Origin of the sequence: Maricaulis sp. MIT060901, from assembly GCF_047123815.1 — a bacterium.
Taxonomy (GTDB): domain Bacteria; phylum Pseudomonadota; class Alphaproteobacteria; order Caulobacterales; family Maricaulaceae; genus Maricaulis.
In genome coordinates, this window is the sequence record NZ_CP138920.1 from 1,940,004 (window position 1) to 1,960,615 (window position 20,612).

Consider the following 20,612-nt stretch of genomic DNA (forward strand, 5'->3'; position numbering starts at 1 on the left):
TTACGCAGCGTCTGTGGCAGGCTCGCCCGTGAGGACGGCGAAGATGGCATCCAAGTTCGGCGCGGCGCGCAGGCGCTGGCGGATATCTTCACGGCGCAACATGCGTGAAACACGTGCCAGGGCCTTGAGGTGCTCGGCGCCGGCATCTTCCGGGGCGAGCAGCATGAAGATCAGGTCCGCCGGACGTCCGTCGATCGACTCAAAGTCGACCGGCGAACGCAGGCGGGCAAAAAAGCCCTGCACCCGTTCATTCCCACGAATGCGTGCATGAGGAATGGCGACGCCCTGTCCCACGCCGGTCGAGCCGAGACGTTCGCGCTGAAGAACGGCGTCAAAAATCGTACGCGCGTTCAGCCCGGTAGTCTCTGCAGCCAACTCGGCGAGAGATTGTAGAACTTGCTTTCGGCTCGATGCCCCCAAATCAAGGATGACACCGTCGCCGGGAATGAGATCTGCTAACGCCATTGATAACTTCTAGTGTTTACGCGGTTTCTTTCCGCTCGGCTCGTGACGGGTCTACCCACCCAATGTTTCCATCAGGCCGTCGGTAGACGATGTTGACCCCCCCGTTTGCAGCATTCTTGAACAGCAGAAACGGCGAGTCTGCCGCGTCCAGTTCCAGAGATGCCATGCCCACAGTCATCGTGCGGACTTCACCGGGCTTTTCCGCGATCACTATCGGTTCCGGAGAACCGTTCGCTGCCGGCAGGCTGTCGTCTTCATCGTCGTCAGAGAAGCTGTCACGCATCCCCTTGAGAACGACGAAAGGAAGACTTTCGCCAGGTAGCTCGGACTTATTATCAGCGTGGTGGTTCTTCAGCTTGCGCTTGTAGCGGCGCAATCGCTTCTCCAGCTTGATCATGGTGTCGTCTGCCGCCTTGTAGGCGTCATCCGCTTCTCCATGGGCCTGGAGCATTACGCCGGACGGCAGATGCAAGGAACAGTCGACCCGAAAACCGACCCCCTCGCGTGCGATGGCTACATAAGCCTCGCCCGGGCGATTGAAGTATTTAGAGACCCCGTCCTCGACACGTCCGAGAATTTGTTCCCGAAGTGCATCGCTGACGTCGATGCCTTTGCTGACAACTTGTGTATGCATGCGCTCCTTCCCGCTGGCCATTCACCAGCATGTGAGGCGTTTCCGAACTGCTCCGCCCCTTGGAAAGCGGGCGGAACCTAGTCGCGGGCGGACCCAAGAGTCAATCTTGAAGTTCGTAACGAATCGCACGGACGCGTGGGTGCGCTTCGTCCCGCGAGGCGCTCATTTGCAGCAGACCCTAACCGGCGCGCTTGAGAATGCGTCGGCGCTGGACCGAAGAGGGTATGTTGAGCGCCTCCCTGTATTTGGCCACAGTCCGGCGTGCAATTTCAATCCCTTCGTCACGAAGAAGTTCAACAAGCTTGTCGTCGGATAGCACGTCAGCCAAGGTTTCCTGGCCGATCAGCGTCTTGATCCTGTGACGAACTGCCTCAGCAGAATGGGCTTCTCCGCCCCCGGCGGACGGGATGGCGGAGGTGAAGAAATACTTCAGCTCAAACATTCCGCGGGGTGTGGAAACAAACTTGTTGGACGTCACCCGGCTGACTGTGGACTCGTGCATGCCGATCGCATCAGCCACCGTCTTCAGGTTCAGCGGGCGCAGATAGGCCACGCCGTGAGCCAGGAACATGTCCTGCTGGCGGACGATCTCGCTGGCGACTTTCAGGATGGTGCGCGCGCGCTGATCCAGGCTTTTCACCAGCCAGGAGGCGTTCTGGCTGCATTCAGTGATGAAGTTCTTTTCGTTCTCGGTGCGAGCCGCCGTCTGGACCTCGTTGTAATATCGATTGTTGACCAGCACGCGCGGCAGAGTTTCCGAGTTTAGCTCCACCTGCCACAGACCATCGGGCGCCTGGCGGATGAAGACATCCGGTTCCACTGCCCGGGCTGAGTCATGACCGAAGGCCATGCCCGGCTTTGGCGTCAGCTCGCGGATCTCACCGATCATGTCGTCGAGGTCCTCGTTGTCGACACCGCAGAGCGATTTCAGAGCGTCGTATTCATGCCGTGCCAGGCGTTCCAGATTGTCCAGCAGGGTCGCCATGGCCGGGTCGAGGCGATCTTTTTCGCGCAGTTGCAGGGCCAGGCACTCGCCGAGATCGCGGGCCATGACGCCGGCAGGCTCAAAGCTCTGGGTCATTTCCAGCACAGCTTCGATGCGCGCGCGTTCCAGGCCGAGACGTGTGGCGATCTCGCTCATGTCGGAGCGCAAATAGCCGTCCTCGTCAGCCAGATCGATCAGGTGGGCTCCGATCATGCGGTCAATCGGGTCATTCGTGGCGGTAGCGAGCTGGTCATGCAGGTGTTCGGCAAGGGAGATCTCGCGCGATGAATTGGCGATCGCGTCATATTCCTCGCTGGCGGGACCAGCGCCGCCATTGCCCCAGCTGCCGCCCTGGCCGACAGCGTCAGCAGGCGTGCTCGAGGAAACACCGGACAGATCCGCCTTGGAATCATCGATGTGCAGGACATCCGAATCGGCATCGATCGATTCGTTTGCATCCGCAGATGGAGCGGACAATTCCAGCTCCTGTGGCTCGCCCTCACCTTCCTGGCGCGGTGATTCGGCACTTTCCGAACTCTCGTCGCGTTCCAGCAGCGGATTGCGTTCCAGCTCGCCCTCGACGAACTCGGCAAGCTCCACATTTGATAGCTGTAACAGCTTAATGGCCTGCTGGAGCTGTGGCGTCATCACCAGGGACTGGCCCTGGCGCATATCCAGCTTCTGCATTATTCCAGCCATGAAAACCTCTGTTTGGTACGTTTCCTGCAGAGGTTAATCAGGAAAAGCTTTCTCCGAGATAAACGCGCTTCACATCGGGGTCGGAGCGGATAGCTTCCGGGGAGCCTTCGAACAGCACTTCACCATCATAGATAATGGTAGCCCTGTCAGTGATTTCCAGCGTTTCGCGGACGTTGTGATCGGTGATCAGAATGCCGATTCCACGATCTTTCAGAAAGCGGATCAGGTCACGAATATCGGCGATGGCCAGCGGGTCGATGCCTGCAAATGGCTCATCGAGCAGCATGAAGGAGGGGCGAGTTGCTAGCGCGCGGGCGATCTCCACACGGCGGCGCTCACCGCCCGAGAGGGAGGGCGCGCGCGCGTGGCGCAGATGCGAGATGCGCAACTCCTCGAGCAATTGCTCGACCAGGTCCATGCGTTTTTCACGGTCCTTCTCGACGATCTCGGCGACGGCCAGGATGTTCTGCTCGACGCTCATGCCGTGAAAGATGGATTTCTCTTGTGGCAGATAGCCGATGCCCAGGCGTGCGCGCTGGTACATGGGCAGACGGGTGATGTCTTCGCCATCCAGCAGGATCTTGCCGTAATCGGCTTCGACCAGGCCGGTAATCATGTAGAAGCAGGTGGTCTTGCCAGCGCCGTTCGGGCCGAGCAGGCCGGCCACCTCGCCGCGCTGCAGGGTCAGGGACACGCCCTTGACGACCGGGCGCTTGGCATAGGCCTTGCCGATCTTCTCTACCGTCAAACCGGAAATGCTCGTGGGCGTCTCGACGACGCGTTCGGGGGTCATAACATCCATTGAAGAAGTATCCCGGCCCTAGTTTCCGTCCGTTTCCTCGTCTTCGGCGGGAACGAGTACGGCGCGCACGCGCTGGCCGTCACCCTGCTCGCCGAAGCGGGAATTGCCGCTGACCAGGTCGTTTTCAAAAAAGGTTGTGGTGACTGTGTTGTCGCCCTGGCGAATGACGACATCGCCCGTCAGGGTGATGGTTTCCGCGGCCAGGCTGTAGACACCGCGATCACCGCGCGCAGTCTGTTCCGGCGTGATGTAGAAAACGTCGGTTGTCGCCACGATACGGTCGATATCACCCCAGCCATTAGAGCCACCGGCACCGGTGCCGGTGTAATAGACGTCGATGCGGGCCGCGCGCAGAGCGCTGTCGCCCTGAACTGCGTTGACATTGCCGCGCCAGACGATGCGATGTTCTGCGTCCAGCACCTCGACATGGTCCGCCTCGATGTCCAGCGGCAGGCTGGAATTGCCGATTTGCGCCAGTGCCGGAGCCGTTGGCAGCACCAGAGCGGCGGCCATCAGTGCCATCAAAACCATGGTACGCATCAGTTTCCGTCTCCGTCAGTCTCGGTGCGAGTGCGATCTTGTACGATACGAGCGCGCACACGTCCTTCGAAAATCACACGATCCCCGCCATCATGTATCTCAAACCGGTCCGCACGGATCCGGCCCATCGGTCCATCGCCATCTACTGGCAGTTCTCCGACCACACGTTCCTCCCGCAGGAATACGCGGGCGTGGTCGGTGGCAAAGCTGTAGCCTTCAGCCGTATTCAGATTGACCGCGGTGTTAAGGTCAATGATGCGGTTGGACGGATCGTAGATGCCTGTCTCGGCCAGCACTTGAGAGCCGATGCCACCGCCAGTCAGAAGGTCGTATTCCAGGCGCGGTTGTTCCAGGTCGGTCAGTCCGATGGTGCTGTCGCTGCGCCGGATGGCTGAGTCTGCGGTCACCGTATAAGGCGTCAGGTTCTCGTCCCGACCGGTGAAGCGCGGGTTGAGCATGCGAACATCCGTGCTTACGGCTTCTGTCGTTTCAACGCTGCTGCCTCGATTGCCAAAGAACATCTGGGCAATGACCAACAGTGTGATGGCGGACGCGGCACTGGCAAAAACGATCCGCAGCAGGTTCACAAAAGCGGTTCGACGCCGCGCCGCATTCAGGGTCAGCGCGCGCCGGGGTTCCCAGTTTCCGTGATGTGTCGGCTGCAGGGCTTCCAGGCCCTGCGCGGCACTCGCAGTCATCACCTGATCACTTTCAATTTGGCGCTTGGTAACTCACCTGTTCACTAAGACCAGCCTTTGCGGGCCTTTTCAAGGCGAGCGGCGTTAGGAATGTGCGAAGATATCGGTTTCCGGCCAGCCCATCAGGTCCAGTGCTGCACGGGTCGGCAGGAAATCGAAACAGGCGCGGGCGAGATCCATGCGATCCTCGCGTGTCAGCATGGCGGACAGGCGGTCGCGCAGCTTGTGCAGGTGGAGGACATCCGACGCCGCGTATTCCAGCTGTGCCGGGGAGAGAGTTTCCGCACCCCAGTCAGAGCTTTGCTGCTGCTTGTTCATGTCAGCGCCGACGAGTTCGCGGGTGACGTCCTTCAGGCCGTGGCGATCCGTATAGGTGCGCACAAGCTTGGAGGCGATCTTGGTGCAGAAGACCGGGGTCATCGTCACGCCGAGATATTTGGCGATCATCGCCACGTCGAAACGGGCGAAATGCAGGATCTTCTCGACCTCAGGGTCCGCTAGCAGGCGTTTCAGGTTCGGGCAGTTATAGGACGAGCGGTCCATCTGGACGATGTGGGCATCACCATCACCGGCGGAAATCTGTACGACACACAGCTGGTCACGCACGAGCGACAGGCCCTGGGTCTCGGTATCAATGGCAATAAGCGGCCCCAGTTCGAGGCCGTCGGGCAGGTCGCCCTTGTGGTAGTGGATGGTCATTACTCGATCCTTGTCTGAACAGCCGTCCTAACCTTCCGGGGAAAAATGGGCAATGCCGCTTGCCGCTTTGCTGCTTTTTGAGAAGGGCGAGGGCATCAAGTCTTGCGGTCAAAACGGAGGGCGGCCGACATGCGAGGTGTACGGGGCAGGCATGGCGTTCGACATTACGGACATACAGGAGAAGCGTCTCCTGGTCATCGAGCACTGGGAAAGTGCCGCCAATGAAGTTGTGGTCGAGGCGTCTATCAAGATGGGCGCGCGTGTGGTCGAGCCGGTGTTCAGGCGTATTCTCATCGATGTGCCAAAAGCGTGGTCGAATTCGATCTGGACACTCTGGTCGAGAATAATCGAGACTTCATGGCGCTGACCGCTGACGATGCGCATCTTGCCTACGCCATGCATCCGACTCGTCACCGGGAACAAGCCGCTGCGATCTGCGGTGTTGCCGAGCGGGAGGATTTCGCTCTGTGCATCGACTTTGATCGCGAAGCGGCGCTTGCCTGGTTGATGGAGCAGCCGGTCGAATAGCGTCCGTTTATGACGACGTTTCTGTGACGTTCGCTGAAAAAATCAATATTTCTACATTTCGAGTATGCCCAAAATACAGGCGCTTTTTATTTATAATACCGTCCTTTGGTATGCATTCATGCGGTCTATTAATTGCGCAGTATACGGACTTTACTTTCGCGATCTTTGCTTGTTACAATAGTGTCACATTCAACGATGCACCTGTTCACATTCAGGAGGGTGAAGCATGAAAAAGACAAACATGATGTTTGCCGCATCCCTCGCAGCAATAACGGCTTTTGCGCCGCTTGCTGCCGCTCAGAACTATTCGCGTCCGGACGCATTCCTGCTGGAAGCGATGGGCGAACGCGGCTGGACGGTTTCCTGCCAGTTTGACCAGGCTGATGGCGATCGGGTTTCCACCCGTGATCGAGGCCGCGGTCTGCATGACAATGCGCGTGTTCTTGTCGGTGATGTTGTCAGCGGAACCTGTTCCTATGAGGTTCCGGAGCGTGGCGCGCTGAGGCTGACCATGCGCGTCGAACATACCCGGTTCGAATGCCCATTCACGATCACCGAAGAAGGCTTCTGTCGCGCCCACATGCGGGCAGGCACTTCGGGTAGTTTTCGGATCGAGCGCCTCGCCGGCACCGAAACAGGCACCGCAAGTTAGAATTCTTCCGTAGCGGGAAACCAGCAGGCAAGACCAGGCATGGTCCCTGGCCGCGTAGTGTCTTTCCAGAAGGTCTGCGCGGCCTTTTTGTATGCGGGGTCTAGGGAGGTCAGGCTTCGACCCGACGTTTACGAATATTGCCAAAACGTTCAGGGTTTATGTATTAGAATATTACTGGTCGGGCTTGGCTTCGACACGCATAAGTGGTGCGTCTTCGCGCCCCGCCCAAAGGTGTGAAGGTCTGCAGTCCCGGGCTCTCAACGATCCCGGGCCTCATCCAATGACTGCAAAACACTGCATGCATCCCGCTTCGGCCCCAAAACGAAGCGGGATGAATGCGTTCTGGCGGCCGGCTCCTGTTATCGTCAAAGGCACCCCGCTGTGCTTGTCTGGTCCGGTTCAAGGTTTCGCCGATCTGGCGATAAAGGCCGTAGAGAGACAATCCGTGCATCTGATACATGACGCCAACATGCCCGCGGCCGAAACCATCAGTTTTGAAGATTTTCTGAAGGTCGATATTCGGCTGGGCACGATCACGGAGGCCGAGCTTTTTCCGGAGGCGCGCAATCCAGCGTTCAAGCTTCGCATCGATTTTGGTTCAGGTGTCGGGATCAAGCGCAGCGCTGCGCAGATCACCGATCACTACACCCCGGAAGCGCTGGTTGGGCGCAAGGTGATGGCAGTGGTGAATTTTTCTCCGCGCCAGATCGGTCCTGTCCGTTCCGAAGTGCTGGTCCTGGGGTTCCCTGATAGTGAGGGCGCAATTGTTCTGGCCGCGCCGGATCTGGCCGCTCCAAACGGAGCACGGCTTGCATAGGCACAGGCACCGACAGATGCGGCAGCTGGTAGTATGTTTGAAAATCGGGGAATGGTGCCCAGGAGAGGACTCGAACCTCCACGTCCATACGGACACTAGCACCTGAAGCTAGCGCGTCTACCAATTCCGCCACCTGGGCAGGTGTCAGGAGCGCGGTAGGTAAAGAAGCACGCGGCGCGTGTCAACGCCTCTATGTGCATCGCGCATCTGGAAGTGCAGCGCTCACCATCTCGTCATTCGTGCAAACGCGCGGGCCATGCCATAGCGGTGCCCGGTGTGGCGCCAAAATTGAGAATGTCGATGAGAGTCTCCGTCCTTTTCCTGCTCACCTTGTTTGCAGGAATCGCGCCCGCCCCGGCCCAGCAAGATGATGAGCAGGCCATTCTTGCCATCCTGTCCGAAGGTCCTCTTAACATCGTTCGCGACACTCGTGCCTGGGCCGACAATTTTCACCCGGACTGGAATCTCTGGTTTGTTGGAAATGAGCAGCCCCGACAGCGCGCACCGCACATGCAGGCGGTCTTCGACTATGTCGAGCGCGGCGCAGTGGTCGAGGCCTATCAGCTGAACCTGGTGTCGCTGGAAATTTTCGGTGACCAGGCCCTCGCGCGCTATCATGCCCGAGAGCAAGTGCGCGATCCGCAGAACGGGCTTCGTCTGATCGACTATGCCGCTGTCACCTTTCTGGTGAGGGAGGACGGGCGCTGGCTGATCCGGGCGAGTTCCCTGACTTTCCCGGCAGGTTTCGAGCCGCCTGCCACCGAGTAGCGCTCCAATTGCAGGTCCGGGCCGGGCCGAGGCACATCAACGCATGGACATTGGGGGCGTTTTTTGGTCTACCCGAGGCCACACTCTTCTTTGATGAGGAAACCCTCATGCTTCGCGACGAAATGATCACTGTGTTTGGCGGTTCCGGCTTTGTCGGTCGTCATGTTGTCCGCGCGCTGGCCAAGGCCGGCTATCGCGTGCGTGTTGCCACGCGCCGCCCGCACCTCGCGCAGGACCTGCGTGTGATGGGTGTGGTTGGCCAGGTGCAACTGGTGCAGGCGAATATCCGGGTGCCGAGCTCGGTGGAACGCGCCGTTGAAGGTGCTTCCGGTGTCGTGAATCTGGTCGGCGTGCTGGCCGAGAGCGGTCGCCAGTCCTTTTCCAGCTTGCACGCCATGGGCGCCAAGACGATTGCTGAAGCCGCTGCCGCCGCCGGTATCGACAAACTGATCCAGGTCTCCGCGATTGGCGCCAGCGCCGAGAGCGAATCCAAATATGCCCAGTCCAAGGCCGCCGGCGAAGCCAGCGTGCTGGCCGCTGTGCCGAGTGCGACCGTCCTGCGTCCCTCGATCATTTTCGGGACCGATGACGGCTTCTTCAACATGTTCGGCTCCATTGCCCGCTTCGTGCCGGCACTGCCCTTGTTCGGTGGTGGCAAGTCGCTTTTCCAGCCCGTCTTCGCTGGTGATGTTGGATCGGCCGTCCTCGCGGCTTATCAGAGCGATGCAGCTCGCGGCGAGACCTACGAGCTGGGCGGTCCGGCGACCTATTCCTTCAAGGAGTTGATGGAATTCACGCTGCAGCACACCGCGCGGCCACGTTTCCTGGTGCCGCTGCCGTTCTCGATCGGACAGGTCATTGCGATGTTCGCGGAGATCGCAGCCATCCTGCCCTTCATCCCGTCCTATCTGACCCAGGACCAGCTCAAGCAGCTGCGCAATGACAATGTGGTTTCCGAAGGCGCCAAGACGCTTGAGGATCTCGGCATTGAAGCCGAGACAATGGAAGCGATCGTTCCGGGTTATCTGGCGCGCTATCGTCGTTACGGCCAGTTCCACGAGAGCGAGGCTTGATCCTTCAAGGCATCCGGACAAGCAAAAGGCGACGGTTTCCCGTCGCCTTTTCTTTTGCCTGATTGAGCGGCACTAGCCGGTAGCGGGTTTCCTGCGCCCCATCCGATAAAGAAAGATAAGGCCCCAACCGCCCCCCATGGCGGCAAAGCCCCCGACCCCGGTCAGCCCGTTCCAGGGCCAGGCGGGACTGGCCAGATACATCAGCGAAAATCCCGCCACCGCATTGATCGCACCATGCATGCCTGCAGCTGCGATCACACCGCCCCGTTCCCGGGCGAGGGCGTGATAAGGTGTCAGCATCACGGTGAAGCCGACCATGGCCGCGACGCCGGTCCAGCCCAAGTCGCCGTAGTTATGACCCATCAGGATGATCGGCAGGTGCCACAGGCCCCAGATCACACCAATGACGATGGAGGCGGGCCAGAAGCCCAGATCTGCCAGTCGCGGTTGCAGCCAGCCGCGCCAGCCCAGTTCCTCGCTGATCAAAAGGTAGAAGGTGTTGAACAGCAGGCCCACGCCAAGGCCGACCGTCATCTGGATCATCAACAGGTTTTCGATCGGCATGGGCGCTTCCACGCCCTGAGCATCCAGCTGGGTCTGCATGAAGGTGAGCGGATCGCCGAGTTGCTGCCCAAAGACGTGAACGGTTGCCAGAACCGATGCAATGGTAAGGGCGATCGCCGTGATCCAGCTCAGCACGGTCCAGCTGGCGACCTTGCCAAACCCGAAGCCCCTGAAGCCAAGCGCGTCTGCCCAGCGGTCGCGGTCAAACAGTAGTGTGCACACCACTGCGGCAATCGAGGGGCCGAGCATGAAGAGCATCAGGCTGACCGTGCCCATCGCCGCGCCAAGTCCCGCAAATCCTCCGGACTGGTGGATCCAGGCGGCGACGGCCCAGCTGAGGCCGAATGACAGGGCCAGGAATGTTGTTATCGCGCGCAATTTGCCCTCTCCGCATGTTATTTAGGAAAATCCCTAACATGCGGATCAAGAGTGACAAAGAACTATTTAGTGTATCGCCTAAATAAGGAAGATGATCAACGCGCCACCAAGGGCAAACCTGTAGAGCACAAAGGGCATGAAGCCGACACGGTCAACGAGCTTCATCAACACGGCGATCGCTGCCAGGGCCGAGATGAAGGCCAGCCCGGCCACGATCAACCCGGCCTGGAGGCCTGCCATTGGATCGCTCTCTCCGGCCAGCTGGATGATGGAGATGACAGTGAAGGCGGCGATGACCGGGATGGACATCAACATGGAAAATCGTGCGCTCTCGCTCCGGGTAAGGCCCAGTGCCCGGGCTGCCGTCATGGTGACGCCGGAGCGGGATGCTCCCGGGATCAGTGCGAACATCTGGGCGATGCCGATTAGGGCGGCGTCCTTGAAGCTCATATCCGCGGTCGTCTTCATTTGTGCGCCATAACGGTCAGCCGCCCACAACGGCAGGGCAAAGATGAGTGTGGCGCCTGCAATCACGGCGGGCGAGCGCAGGGCGTCCACCAGATCGAAGATGAACAATCCGCCTGCCAGCAACAGGACCGGAGGCAGGGATGCTGCGACCAGAAGCGCCAGCCGCCCACCTGGTGTGACCTTGCCGGACACCAGTGCGAACTTGCCTTGGACGACAGAGGCGATGTCCCGCCAGAAATAGACCAGTACAGCGATCAAAGATCCGGCATGCGCCATGACATCAATCATCGCACCCTGGTCCGCCGCACCCAGCACGTCCGGCACCAGGATAAGGTGAGCCGAGGAACTGATGGGCAGGAATTCGGTAATGCCCTGGACGAGGGCAAGGATGACGAAATGGATCAGGGACATGGGCAACTCGAAGGCATAAGGCGCACAATCCTTTCCTGTTTTGACGGTGAACGCTAGTCCGGCGCGATGTCGTTTTTGCGACGAAGAGCAGCCTGGAATGTGACAAGCGCGTTCAGCCGCATTGACGCTCGCGCTCCAGCCGACCTAAATCGGTCATCAGGAGATTTCATGCCTCACGATCATGCCAGTGCGACCGGACCGGGTCGGCTCGCCCCGAAGACGCCAAACGCATTACCGGCGCGGCCACCTGGGCCTCGCTGACGGTTGCCGCTGTTCTGGTTCTCTCCAAGGCGGTGGTCTGGTGGATGTCCGGATCTGTCGCGCTGCTCGCCTCGATGGCTGACAGCATTCTCGACCTGACTGCGTCGCTGACGGTGTTCTTCGCCGTACGTTATGCCGCTGAACCAGCGGACGCGGAACACCGGTTTGGTCACGGCAAGGCGGAGGCCTTTGCCAGTATTCTCCAGGCCATGCTGGTCGCTGTTTCCGCCGCACTCTTGCTGCGGGAAGGCATTGAGCATACCTGGCGCCCAGTCGAGATTCGCGCCAGCGGATGGGCTCTGGGCGTGATGATGCTCTCCATCGTTCTCACGCTGGGGCTGCTTTTTGTACAAACACGTGCGGTCGACGAAACCGGTTCGGTCGCGATCGAGGGCGACAGGGCGCACTATCTCTCCGACATCGCCGCTAATCTGGCCGTGATCGCCGGGATTGGTGGTTCCATGCTCGGATTTGCCCGGCTGGATGGTGTTGCTGCGCTTGTGGTCGCGGCCTGGCTAGGCTGGACCGCCTGGGAGGTGGCCAAACGCGCGCTCGACCAGCTGATGGACCGGGAATTGCCCGACGAGGAACGCGCGCGCATCCAGGAGCTCGCCGTGGGTCAGGATCCACGCATCATCGATGTTCACGATTTGCGCACCCGCGCCTCCGGCCCTCTGGTCCATATCCAGTTCCACCTGGCCCTGCCGCCGGAGATGTCGTTGGAAGACGCGCATGAAGTGATGGTGGAGTGCGAGAACCGTCTTCTGGCTGTGTATCCGGCTGCGGATATTCTCATCCATGCTGACCCGCACGGTGCTGCTGAACCGCATGGCGGGGCGTTTTTCCAGGGTGATGCAGGGGCAACTGACAATGGCGCATAATTCTGCCGCCAAACGAGGCTAGACCCGCACCATGCGTCATCTCTTTTTCTGGCCTCTCGATCCCTTTTCTCGCCAGGTCCGCCTGGTTTTGGACGAAAAATCCGTGCGCTACAAAGCCACGATCCTGGAGCCGTGGAAGCGACCGGAAGACCTGCTCACGCTCAACCCGGCCGGCATGACGCCTGTGCTGACCGACAATGCGGGTGGCCAGGAGCGCGTGGTGATCGAGGCGCGCGCCATCGTTGAATATCTCGAGGAGACCACGCCCAGTCCCTGCCTCCTGCCAGGCGGCCCGGCGGACCGGGCCGAGGCGCGCCGTCTGGTGGAGTGGTTTGACCGCAAGTTCGATGGCGAGGTGAATGCCTACCTCCTGCACGAGAAGCTGGAAAAACCGGTCCAGGGTCTCGGCGCACCGGACCCGCAATCCATGCGCGATGGTCGCGACCATCTCAAAGGGCATATGGAACACATGGCCTGGCTTCTGGAGAGCCGCGATGGCCTGGCCGGCCCGCGCTATACCTTGGCCGATATCGCCGCGGCGGCGCACCTGTCCTGCCTCGACTATCTGGGCGAGGTACCCTGGGACCAGTTCGAACCGGTCAAACACTGGTATCAACGCGTCAAATGCCGCCCGGCCTTCCGCAGCCTCCTGGAAGACAAATTGCCAGGCATCCCCCCGTCTGCGCACTATGCGGATCTGGACTTCTGACGGGGTCTGAATGGACCGGGGCGCTATCGAAAATCTGGCTTCTGATATCGGCTTCACTGCCGTGCGGGTGTGCCGTGCCGACGATGCGTGGGCGGCGGCGGAGCGGCTGTCGCAGTTCGTGGCCAAGGATTATCACGGCACGATGGCCTGGATGGAGGAGACGCTGGAGCGTCGCCAGCACCCCACCCACATGTGGCCGGACGCGAAATCGGCAGTGGTGTTTGGGCTGAATTACGGGCCGGATCACAATCCGCTGGCCGCGCTGGAGCGTCGCGATGAGGCGGTGATTTCGGTCTATGCCCAGAACAATGACTATCACGACCTGATCAAGAAACGTCTCAAGCGGTTCGCCCGCGAATTTGTTGCGCAGACAGGTGAGGAGGTGAAGGTATTTGTCGACACTGCGCCGTTGATGGAGAAGCCGCTGGCCGCCAGGGCCGGACTGGGCTGGCAGGGCAAACACACCAATCTGGTCAGTCGCGAGCACGGGTCCTGGCTTTTCCTGGGCGTGATGCTGACGACAGCCGAGCTGGAACCGGACGCACCCGAAACGGATCATTGCGGCTCCTGCACCGCCTGTCTCGATATCTGTCCGACCGATGCCTTTCCCGGGCCTTATCAGCTCGACGCGCGACGGTGCATCTCCTATCTGACGATCGAGCACAAGGGACCGATCCCGCACGAGTTTCGAGCGCCGATGGGCAATCGCATCTATGGCTGTGATGATTGTCTGGCCGTGTGCCCGTGGAACAAGTTCGCGGCGGTGAGTGCGGAGGCGGCTTTTCATCCGCGTGCGGAGCTCAAGGGGCCGCTCCTGTCGGAACTGGTCGTGCTTGACGATACGGAATTTCGCGAAGTTTTTACGGCCTCGCCCATCAAGCGCATCGGGCGAGATCGTTTCGTTCGCAACGTTCTGATTGCTATTGGAAATTCCGGCGATCAAAGCCTGGTTGATCCGGTCATTGAGCAGCTGGAAGATGTTAACGAGTGGGTGCGTGGTGCGGCTGTGTGGGCGCTTTCCCGTCTGGATGCGGATGAGTTTGAGCGTCAAAAAGCTGCGAAAAAGAAAAAAGAGATGGCCAAATCCGTAGTGCTGGAATGGGATCTCGCTAATTCCTGATACTTCGTTGATGGCGCGTTAGACATTTCCAAAGCCCTTTTCAATACGTTCAGGTTAGATGGCGAGGCCGGGGGCTCGCTGAACGGGCAAGTGATTTGGGCTTATGAGTGATACCACCGAGGCGTTTGGCGCCGGATCTCCGACAACACCGATCAGTGTGATGATCTGCGAGAACAGCGCAGTCCAGCTGCGCATCCTCTCCGAGGCGGTGAGGGATGCGGGTTACGAGGTCCAGACTGCAAAGTCAGCTGCCGACGCCCTGGAAGTCATGAAACTCATGCCAGTGGACATTTTCCTGACCGGTATCGAGGTTGGCGAAGTCAACGGAATGGAAGCCTGCTGGTCGCTCAAGGGCAATTCAGATACCGAGTCGACATACACGATTATTGTCACCGCCTCTGGTGAGGAACGGCGTCTCGAGGAAAGCCTGGATGCCGGCGCTGACGATTTCATTCGCAAGCCGGTCAACATGACCGAGCTGCGCGCTCGACTGCGCGCCGCATCGCGCCTGGTGCGCATGCAGAAACAATTCCGCCATCTGGCCGAAACTGACAGCCTGACCGGTTCCGCCAATCGTCGTGCCTTCCTGCAGTATCTCGAGATGGAAGTGCGGCGGTCCGAGCGTCATGCTGCCGAGACCTCCGTCATCATGGTCGATCTCGATCACTTCAAGAACATCAACGATACCTGCGGCCATGCGGCGGGCGACGCGGTGTTGCGTGAAGTCGTCAAAGCGATGCAGTCATGCCTGCGTCCGCGCGACATGCTGGGGCGCCTGGGCGGTGAGGAATTCGCCATCCTGCTCAACGGAACGGATATTTCCGAAGCTTCTACAATTGCCGAGGAGGTCCGGGCCTCGATCGAACAACGGTTGATCGAACTGCCCAGTGGCGAGAAACTCTCGGTCACGGCAAGCTTCGGAGTGTCCAATGTCTGCCCGGCCCTGGGTCAGGACACACCGGAAACCGTGCTCCAGGCCGCCGATGACGCGCTCTATTACGCCAAGCAGTGCGGTCGCAACCAGGTTATCGTCTGTGCTGCAGAGCCGGACGAGCAGCTCGCCGAAGCCTCCTGATCAATCCGCATCGCTACGGCGGACGGCCTCGCTGATGCGGCCTCTGAGAACATAGTGTTCCACCACATCCGGTTGTTGTTCGATGGCAACCAATATGTCTTCCATGGCCTGGTCCAGCGTGCCCAGATTCAATCGGGCTTCTGCGCGGACCGCGCGGGCTGAGGCGTTGTCCGGGTAGATCTCGATCAGATTGGATGCTGCGGTCTCGGCAGCGGGAAATTGTTCCAGGCCCAGATAGGCCTTTGCGTGACCCAGCATCGCGTGCGGTGACAGTTCGACTAGGGCCAGGGCGACCGCGAAACTGCGTTCGGCGGCCTCGAAATCCTCGATTTCCAGCCAGGTGGTGCCAGCTTCGAGCCACATGTCGAGGCGCTCCTGCATCAACAGACCCGGGCGCTCCAGCGAGGCGATGCTCTCGAGCAGGCTCGCGCCGGTATGCGGGTCGCCGACCGCGATGAGGGCCCGGGCCTGACAGTGTTCTGCCGGCCAGCCACCGCCATCATACTTCCATGCCAGGGCGTCTTCATAGGCTTCCACGGCCTCGGTCGCGATCCGTTCCATACACGCTGAATAGCGCTGGTGTTCGTTCAGTTGCGCTGAGCTCTGGGCGAGGGCTGTTGGGGGCGAAAGCAGGGCGAGGGCAAGGGGGAAAAGGATACGCATCAAACACTCCGGGGGACTTGAATGAAGGCTAGGCGGGCAGGGCTTACACGTCCAGAACGGATTGGCATCTGTGGTGCCGTCGCGCACAGCCTACTTGTCTGACGGCGCAAATTGCGCTTCGAAAGCCGGGATGAATATTCTCCAGGTCATACCTCAGCTTGATGCAGGTGGTGCCGAACGGACCACCCTTGAAGTCGCCGAGGCCATCGTCGCGGCGGGTGGCCGTGCGCTGGTGGCCAGCCAGGGCGGACGCCTGGAAGGCGAACTGAAAGCCGTTGGCGGCGAGCTGTTCCGCTTGCCCATGGCGACCAAGAATCCGCTTGTCGCGTGGCAAAACGTCTCTGCGCTGGAAAAAATCATCCGCGCGGAGAATGTCGCGATCGTACATGCGCGCTCGCGGGCGCCCGCGCTCAGCGCCAAGGCGGCCTGCAATCGTACCGGTGCTCATTATGTGACGACCTATCACGGAACCTACAACGCCCGGTCCGGTCTCAAGCGCTGGTATAACTCCTTCATGGCCCGGGGCGAGCTGGTGATCGCCAATTCGACCTTCATTCGCGATCATGTTCTGAGCGAGCACCGGATTGATGAAGCGAAAATCCGGGTCATTCCGCGCGGTGTTGATCTGGCTCGTTTCGACGAAGATGCCATAGACCCTGACCGCGTTCAGGCCCTTGCCGAGGCCTGGGGAATTGATGGCGCTGACCCGGTCGTGCTGATGCCGGGGCGCCTCACCGGATGGAAGGGCCAGCGTGAAGTCTTGCGGGCCTACGGACAATTGCATCGTGCCGGTGCGGCATTGCCGGTTCTGGTCCTGGCGGGCGATGCTCAGGGGCGGGACGCCTATGTCGCTGAGCTGGAAGCCATCATCGCGGAATACGAGCTGAACGACGGGGTCAAGCTGGTGGGCCATTGTTCCGACATGCCGGCAGCGCTGATGCTGAGCCGCCTCGTGCTGACGCCCTCGATCGAGCCGGAGGCGTTCGGGCGCACGGCGGCAGAGGCTGGTGCGATGGGCAAGCTGGTGATCGCGGCCGATCATGGTGGTGCACGGGAGGTCATCATCCAGGCCGATACCGGATGGCGCGTGAAGCCAGGAGATGTAGACGAGCTGGCGGCGACGATTGAACAGGCACTCAATCTGGACGAAACAAGCTATTCCGGCATGAGTGATCGCGCTAGGATGCACGTTCGCCAGTCGTTTTCGACGGAACAATTGCAAGCTTCGACATTGCGTGTCTACGAAGAGGTCTTAAACTCCGCAAAATGAGTGAACCGCAGCGTGATATTGTCTACGTCCTTCACTGGGGCGACCTGGCGAGCACAATCCGCATGTTGGCGATCGCGCCGACCCTGCGTGCCGTACACAAGCGTGACCGTATCGTCCTGCTCACCAAGCCGGATTTCGAGAGCTTTCTCAAACACAGCCCGTATTTCAACGCTATCGAGATCGATGCCCTGCCGGACCAGCGCCAGCTGGTCTCGATCCGCGACAAGCGGATCAAGGCGGCTCATCCGGTGCGCATTTATGATCTCGTAGGCAATAGTGACAGCCGCAAGCTGAAAAAGCTTATCCGGTTCTCCAAATGCGAGTGGGTTGAAGTTATTGCCGATCCCAAATCCGGCGAGCATCCGGTCGACGAGGTTGCCGGCAAGCTGAATGCTGCGTTGGGCTATCAGCCGGCACGTTACCAGCTGGGCGAGGCGCCGCCGCCGGATGCCTCCTGGGTCGATTACCTGGCCAAGAAATCACGCATGCTGGAGCCGGAATACTTCGGTCTTTCAGGTCCTTATGCACTTCTCTGCCCATCGGGCGAAGATGCCAAGGCGCAATTGCGCTGGCCCAAGGAAAAATGGGCGTCTCTGGCGCATGAATTGCTTCAGTTTGGCGTCACGCCCGCGCTGGTCGGCGGCCCCGACACACGCGAAGTTGGTCGTTATGTCAGTCAGGTTGCGCCGGGCGCGCGCGACATTACAGGCAAGGCCAAACTGCCCCAGCTGGCCGGTCTGGCGCGTCGGACCCGTTTTGTCTTCTCCGAGGACGTACCGCTGATGCATGTGCTGGTCGCAGCAGGCGCGCCGACACTCGCGCTGTATTGCAATGTCGAGGATCCTGCCTATATCGCACCGCGTGGCACTGCCCCGGTGATCCTTATGCATGCGCCTACCCTGGCGCAGGTCTCGCCGGCGGAAGCCATTCAAGCCATGAAATTTGCCGGCGGCTTTGCCGATGCGCCCGAGGCTGCCTGACCGCGTCTCACACTTGCTTAATGTGTTCAATTCACCATAGTGCGCGCTTTCCCGCGTGCTGACTGAGGATTTTTGCCCCTTGGGGGCTTGATCCGAAAGGCTTGCGGGAGGATTACTAGGCGACAGTTTGCCGGCCACAAGGGAGATCAGGCCATAGCCCGTAGACCACACGTTGCGACACCGCCCAAGAAAGAAGGGCCACGCATCAACCGAGACATTCGTGTACCGCGAGTGCTCCTCATCGACGAGAATGGAGAAAAGCAGGGAATCATGCCGACCGATGCCGCACTGGAAGCGGCCGAAGAGGTTGGTCTGGATCTGGTCGAGGTTTCACCAAACGCTGATCCGCCCGTCTGCAAGATCGTCGATTACGGCAAGCTGAAGTATCAGGAACAGAAGAAGAAGGCTGAAGCCAAGAAGAAGCAGAAGACCGTCGAGATCAAGGAGATCAAGATGCGTCCGAACATCGATGTGCATGACTATGGTGTGAAGACCAAGGCCATGACGCGATTCTTCGAGGCCGGCGACAAGGTCAAGGTGACCCTGCGTTTCCGGGGGCGTGAAATGGCGCACCAGAACCGCGGTATGGAAATCATGAACCGGGTCAAGGAAGACTTCGCTGAAACCGCCAAGGTCGAGTTCGAGCCGAAAATGGAAGGCCGTCTCATGGTCATGGTCATGGCTCCGCGCTAGGCGCCGGTTTCACTGTAATTCACGAAAAGGGCTGCCTCGGCGGCCTTTTTTGTTTGTGAAATCCCTCTCCGCCACGGGGAGAGGTGGAGCGCAGCGAGGATGAGGGGGCGTGAGCGCAGCGAACCACTAACACCTACCGTCCCAAGTTCCGCAGGATCTCCCGGGCGGCATTGTGCCCCGGAGCGCCGGTTACGCCGCCGCCGGGATGCGTGCCGGAGCCACACTGATAGAGTGCCTTGATCGGTGTGCGATGATCACCATGTCCCAGCACCGGGCGGGCGGAGAAGAGCTGGTCAAGGCTCAGCGCGCCGTGGAAGATATCGCCACCGATCAGGCCGAACTTGCGTTCCAGGTCGAGCGGGCTGTGGATCTGGCGGCCGAGGACCGATGCCTTGAAGCCCGGGGCCCATTTATCAACCGTCTCGATCATCAGATCGGCAACCTCTTCGCGATGATCATCCCAGGAGCGGCCATCAGGCAATTCCGGTTCGACGTGCTGGCAGAACAGGCTGGCGACATGTTGTCCGGCTGGTGCCAGGCTGTCATCGAGTGTGGAGGGGATCAACATCTCCACGATCGGTTCCTTCGACCAGCCGGTACGGCGAGCATCGAAATAGGCTTCTTCCATGTATTCGAGGCTGGGTGCGATGATGATGCCGGCCGTCAGATGATCACCCTCGCCGGGCAGACAGGTAAAGCTGGGCAGTTCCGACAGGGCGACGTTCATGCGGAATGTGCCCGAGCCATTGCGATATCGGCGCATGCGGTCGCGGAAATCATCCGGAAGCGTTTCACCGTCGATCAGCTGGTTGAACAGCAGGGAGGGGTTGAGGTTGGAGACGACGTGTTTGGCAGCGAAAACCTGACCGTCCACCGTGCGTGCACCGGCCGCATATCCATTGCGCACCAGGACCTCCTCGACCTTCGCCCCGGTCACGATCTTCACGCCACGCTCTTCACAGCACCGCGCCATGGCCTGGGTGATCGCGCCCATTCCGCCAATGGCATGACCCCAGGCGCCCTTCTTGCCGTTCACTTCGCCAAAGACGTGGTGCAACAGGACATAGGCGCTGCCGGGGGAGTAGGGGCTGGCGTAATTGCCGACAATGCCGTCAAAGCCGAGCAGGGCCTTGATCGGCGCGCTTTCAAACCAGCCATCCAGCCAGTCGCCCGCTGACTTCGAGAAGAGTTCGATCAGGTCGCGCTTGGCGGTCAGGTCGAGCCTGTTGAGTTTGCCGCCGACTTCCAGGGCGCGGAACATGTCCGGCAGGGCCTTCAGCAATCCGCCTTCGGGCAAGTTGGGCGGGGTCTCCAGTACCAGGTCACGCAGCACGTCTGCGATCGCTTCCAGCCGGTCGTTGAATTCATCGAGCCGTTCGGCGTCGCGCTGCGAGAATTTGGCTGTTTCGGATTTTGTCAGTTCATCGCCGGCCAGCAGATAGCCGTCTTCAAGCGGCAGGAAGTTTCCGATCTTGCGCTCGACGACCTTGAGGCCGTGACGCGCCAGTTCCAGATCCGCGATCACTTTCGGATTGAGCAGGGAGACGGTGTAGCTGGCGGCGGAATTGCGGAAGCCCGGGTGGAATTCCTCGGTCACGGCGGCCCCGCCCACGACATCCCGCGCCTCGAGCACGGTCACGCTGAGACCAGCGGCTGCGAGATAGGCCGCGCAAACAAGGCCATTATGTCCGCCGCCGATGATGAGAATGTCTTGTTCTGGGGCCGGAAGCGGCGAGGAAGTCTGGGTCATGACGGGATTGTTTCCACAGCCCGTCAGTT

Annotated in this window: 24 protein-coding genes and 1 tRNA gene; 13 read left to right on the forward strand and 12 right to left on the reverse strand. The window is 60.2% G+C overall.

The window, feature by feature from the left end:
- From ptsN to SIC17_RS09635, 7 genes are all read right to left on the reverse strand, one after another.
- Entirely contained in the window at nucleotides 1-465 is a 465-nt protein-coding gene (gene ptsN, locus SIC17_RS09605) for a PTS IIA-like nitrogen regulatory protein PtsN (protein ID WP_291891312.1), read from the reverse strand.
- Between the two features lie 16 nt (nucleotides 466-481).
- Nucleotides 482-1,099, reverse strand: coding sequence for a ribosome hibernation-promoting factor, HPF/YfiA family (gene hpf / locus SIC17_RS09610; RefSeq protein ID WP_412545212.1), 618 nt, complete (start codon nucleotides 1,097-1,099; stop codon nucleotides 482-484).
- Nucleotides 1,100-1,277: 178 nt separating this feature from the next.
- Nucleotides 1,278-2,783 carry an RNA polymerase factor sigma-54 gene (rpoN, locus tag SIC17_RS09615; protein ID WP_291891316.1) on the reverse strand — a complete coding sequence of 502 codons (1,506 nt, stop codon included), beginning with the start codon at nucleotides 2,781-2,783 and terminating at the stop codon, nucleotides 1,278-1,280.
- A 37-nt stretch (nucleotides 2,784-2,820) separates the two neighbouring features.
- On the reverse strand, nucleotides 2,821-3,576 hold the full coding sequence (gene lptB / locus SIC17_RS09620) for an LPS export ABC transporter ATP-binding protein (protein WP_366940051.1): 756 nt from the start codon (nucleotides 3,574-3,576) through the stop codon (nucleotides 2,821-2,823).
- Between the two features lie 27 nt (nucleotides 3,577-3,603).
- On the reverse strand, nucleotides 3,604-4,125 hold the full coding sequence (locus SIC17_RS09625) for an LptA/OstA family protein (RefSeq protein ID WP_291891318.1): 522 nt from the start codon (nucleotides 4,123-4,125) through the stop codon (nucleotides 3,604-3,606).
- The gene (gene lptC / locus SIC17_RS09630) at nucleotides 4,125-4,823 is read right to left on the reverse strand and encodes an LPS export ABC transporter periplasmic protein LptC (protein ID WP_291891320.1); all 699 of its coding nucleotides are present in this window, start codon (nucleotides 4,821-4,823) and stop codon (nucleotides 4,125-4,127) included. Before lptC ends, SIC17_RS09625 begins: the two co-directional genes overlap by 1 nt.
- 84 nt (nucleotides 4,824-4,907) lie before the next feature.
- A complete protein-coding gene (locus tag SIC17_RS09635) occupies nucleotides 4,908-5,522 on the reverse strand; it encodes a ribonuclease D (protein ID WP_291891322.1) in 615 nt (204 codons plus the stop codon).
- Between the two features lie 151 nt (nucleotides 5,523-5,673).
- Here SIC17_RS09635 and SIC17_RS09640 point away from each other — a divergent pair, with 151 nt between their 5' ends.
- The 4 genes from SIC17_RS09640 to SIC17_RS09655 all read left to right on the forward strand — a co-directional run bounded on the left by SIC17_RS09640 (nucleotide 5,674) and on the right by SIC17_RS09655 (nucleotide 7,519).
- The gene (locus SIC17_RS09640; RefSeq protein WP_291891324.1) at nucleotides 5,674-5,889 is read left to right on the forward strand and encodes a hypothetical protein; all 216 of its coding nucleotides are present in this window, start codon (nucleotides 5,674-5,676) and stop codon (nucleotides 5,887-5,889) included.
- Entirely contained in the window at nucleotides 5,880-6,050 is a 171-nt protein-coding gene (locus tag SIC17_RS09645; protein WP_291891325.1) for a hypothetical protein, read from the forward strand. The genes SIC17_RS09640 and SIC17_RS09645 overlap by 10 nt, the downstream gene beginning before the upstream one ends.
- 226 nt (nucleotides 6,051-6,276) lie before the next feature.
- Nucleotides 6,277-6,702, forward strand: a complete 426-nt coding sequence (locus tag SIC17_RS09650) for a hypothetical protein (RefSeq protein ID WP_291891327.1) — start codon at nucleotides 6,277-6,279, stop codon at nucleotides 6,700-6,702.
- 445 nt (nucleotides 6,703-7,147) lie between these two features.
- Nucleotides 7,148-7,519 (forward strand): tRNA-binding protein, encoded by a 372-nt coding sequence (locus tag SIC17_RS09655; RefSeq protein WP_412546918.1) that lies wholly within the window; start codon nucleotides 7,148-7,150, stop codon nucleotides 7,517-7,519.
- A gap of 52 nt (nucleotides 7,520-7,571) precedes the next feature.
- Here SIC17_RS09655 and SIC17_RS09660 read toward each other — a convergent pair.
- Nucleotides 7,572-7,658, reverse strand: a tRNA-Leu gene (locus SIC17_RS09660).
- Between the two features lie 161 nt (nucleotides 7,659-7,819).
- On the opposite strand from SIC17_RS09660, the gene SIC17_RS09665 reads away from it, so the two are divergent.
- Nucleotides 7,820-8,287: a nuclear transport factor 2 family protein gene (locus SIC17_RS09665; RefSeq protein WP_412545213.1), complete on the forward strand. Its 468-nt coding sequence runs from the start codon at nucleotides 7,820-7,822 to the stop codon at nucleotides 8,285-8,287.
- A 107-nt stretch (nucleotides 8,288-8,394) separates the two neighbouring features.
- Entirely contained in the window at nucleotides 8,395-9,360 is a 966-nt protein-coding gene (locus tag SIC17_RS09670) for a complex I NDUFA9 subunit family protein (protein ID WP_291891332.1), read from the forward strand.
- A gap of 72 nt (nucleotides 9,361-9,432) precedes the next feature.
- Here the strand turns inward: SIC17_RS09670 and SIC17_RS09675 are convergent, their stop codons facing one another.
- Entirely contained in the window at nucleotides 9,433-10,302 is an 870-nt protein-coding gene (locus tag SIC17_RS09675) for a CPBP family intramembrane glutamic endopeptidase (protein WP_412545214.1), read from the reverse strand.
- Nucleotides 10,303-10,380: 78 nt separating this feature from the next.
- Entirely contained in the window at nucleotides 10,381-11,181 is an 801-nt protein-coding gene (locus SIC17_RS09680) for an undecaprenyl-diphosphate phosphatase (protein WP_291891336.1), read from the reverse strand.
- Between the two features lie 230 nt (nucleotides 11,182-11,411).
- Between SIC17_RS09680 and SIC17_RS09685 the strand changes: the two genes are divergently transcribed.
- The 4 genes from SIC17_RS09685 to SIC17_RS09700 all read left to right on the forward strand — a co-directional run bounded on the left by SIC17_RS09685 (nucleotide 11,412) and on the right by SIC17_RS09700 (nucleotide 15,227).
- Nucleotides 11,412-12,323 carry a cation diffusion facilitator family transporter gene (locus SIC17_RS09685; protein WP_412546919.1) on the forward strand — a complete coding sequence of 304 codons (912 nt, stop codon included), beginning with the start codon at nucleotides 11,412-11,414 and terminating at the stop codon, nucleotides 12,321-12,323.
- Nucleotides 12,324-12,354: 31 nt separating this feature from the next.
- On the forward strand, nucleotides 12,355-13,032 hold the full coding sequence (locus SIC17_RS09690) for a glutathione S-transferase family protein (protein ID WP_412545215.1): 678 nt from the start codon (nucleotides 12,355-12,357) through the stop codon (nucleotides 13,030-13,032).
- A gap of 10 nt (nucleotides 13,033-13,042) precedes the next feature.
- Nucleotides 13,043-14,152 carry a tRNA epoxyqueuosine(34) reductase QueG gene (gene queG / locus SIC17_RS09695; RefSeq protein ID WP_412545216.1) on the forward strand — a complete coding sequence of 370 codons (1,110 nt, stop codon included), beginning with the start codon at nucleotides 13,043-13,045 and terminating at the stop codon, nucleotides 14,150-14,152.
- Between the two features lie 103 nt (nucleotides 14,153-14,255).
- The gene (locus SIC17_RS09700; protein WP_291891344.1) at nucleotides 14,256-15,227 is read left to right on the forward strand and encodes a diguanylate cyclase; all 972 of its coding nucleotides are present in this window, start codon (nucleotides 14,256-14,258) and stop codon (nucleotides 15,225-15,227) included.
- Here SIC17_RS09700 and SIC17_RS09705 read toward each other — a convergent pair whose 3' ends face one another.
- Nucleotides 15,228-15,890, reverse strand: a complete 663-nt coding sequence (locus SIC17_RS09705; protein WP_412545217.1) for a tetratricopeptide repeat protein — start codon at nucleotides 15,888-15,890, stop codon at nucleotides 15,228-15,230.
- Between the two features lie 130 nt (nucleotides 15,891-16,020).
- Between SIC17_RS09705 and SIC17_RS09710 the strand changes: the two genes are divergently transcribed.
- The 3 genes from SIC17_RS09710 to infC all read left to right on the forward strand — a co-directional run bounded on the left by SIC17_RS09710 (nucleotide 16,021) and on the right by infC (nucleotide 18,833).
- Nucleotides 16,021-17,160, forward strand: a complete 1,140-nt coding sequence (locus SIC17_RS09710) for a glycosyltransferase family 4 protein (protein WP_412545218.1) — start codon at nucleotides 16,021-16,023, stop codon at nucleotides 17,158-17,160.
- A complete protein-coding gene (locus SIC17_RS09715; RefSeq protein WP_291891350.1) occupies nucleotides 17,157-18,140 on the forward strand; it encodes a glycosyltransferase family 9 protein in 984 nt (327 codons plus the stop codon). The genes SIC17_RS09710 and SIC17_RS09715 overlap by 4 nt, the downstream gene beginning before the upstream one ends.
- Nucleotides 18,141-18,293: 153 nt before the next feature.
- Nucleotides 18,294-18,833 carry a translation initiation factor IF-3 gene (infC, locus tag SIC17_RS09720; protein ID WP_291920038.1) on the forward strand — a complete coding sequence of 180 codons (540 nt, stop codon included), beginning with the start codon at nucleotides 18,294-18,296 and terminating at the stop codon, nucleotides 18,831-18,833.
- Nucleotides 18,834-18,966: 133 nt separating this feature from the next.
- On the opposite strand, the gene SIC17_RS09725 is transcribed toward infC, so the two are convergent.
- Nucleotides 18,967-20,583 (reverse strand): phytoene desaturase family protein, encoded by a 1,617-nt coding sequence (locus tag SIC17_RS09725; RefSeq protein WP_412545219.1) that lies wholly within the window; start codon nucleotides 20,581-20,583, stop codon nucleotides 18,967-18,969.
- Nucleotides 20,584-20,612: the final 29 nt, after the last annotated feature.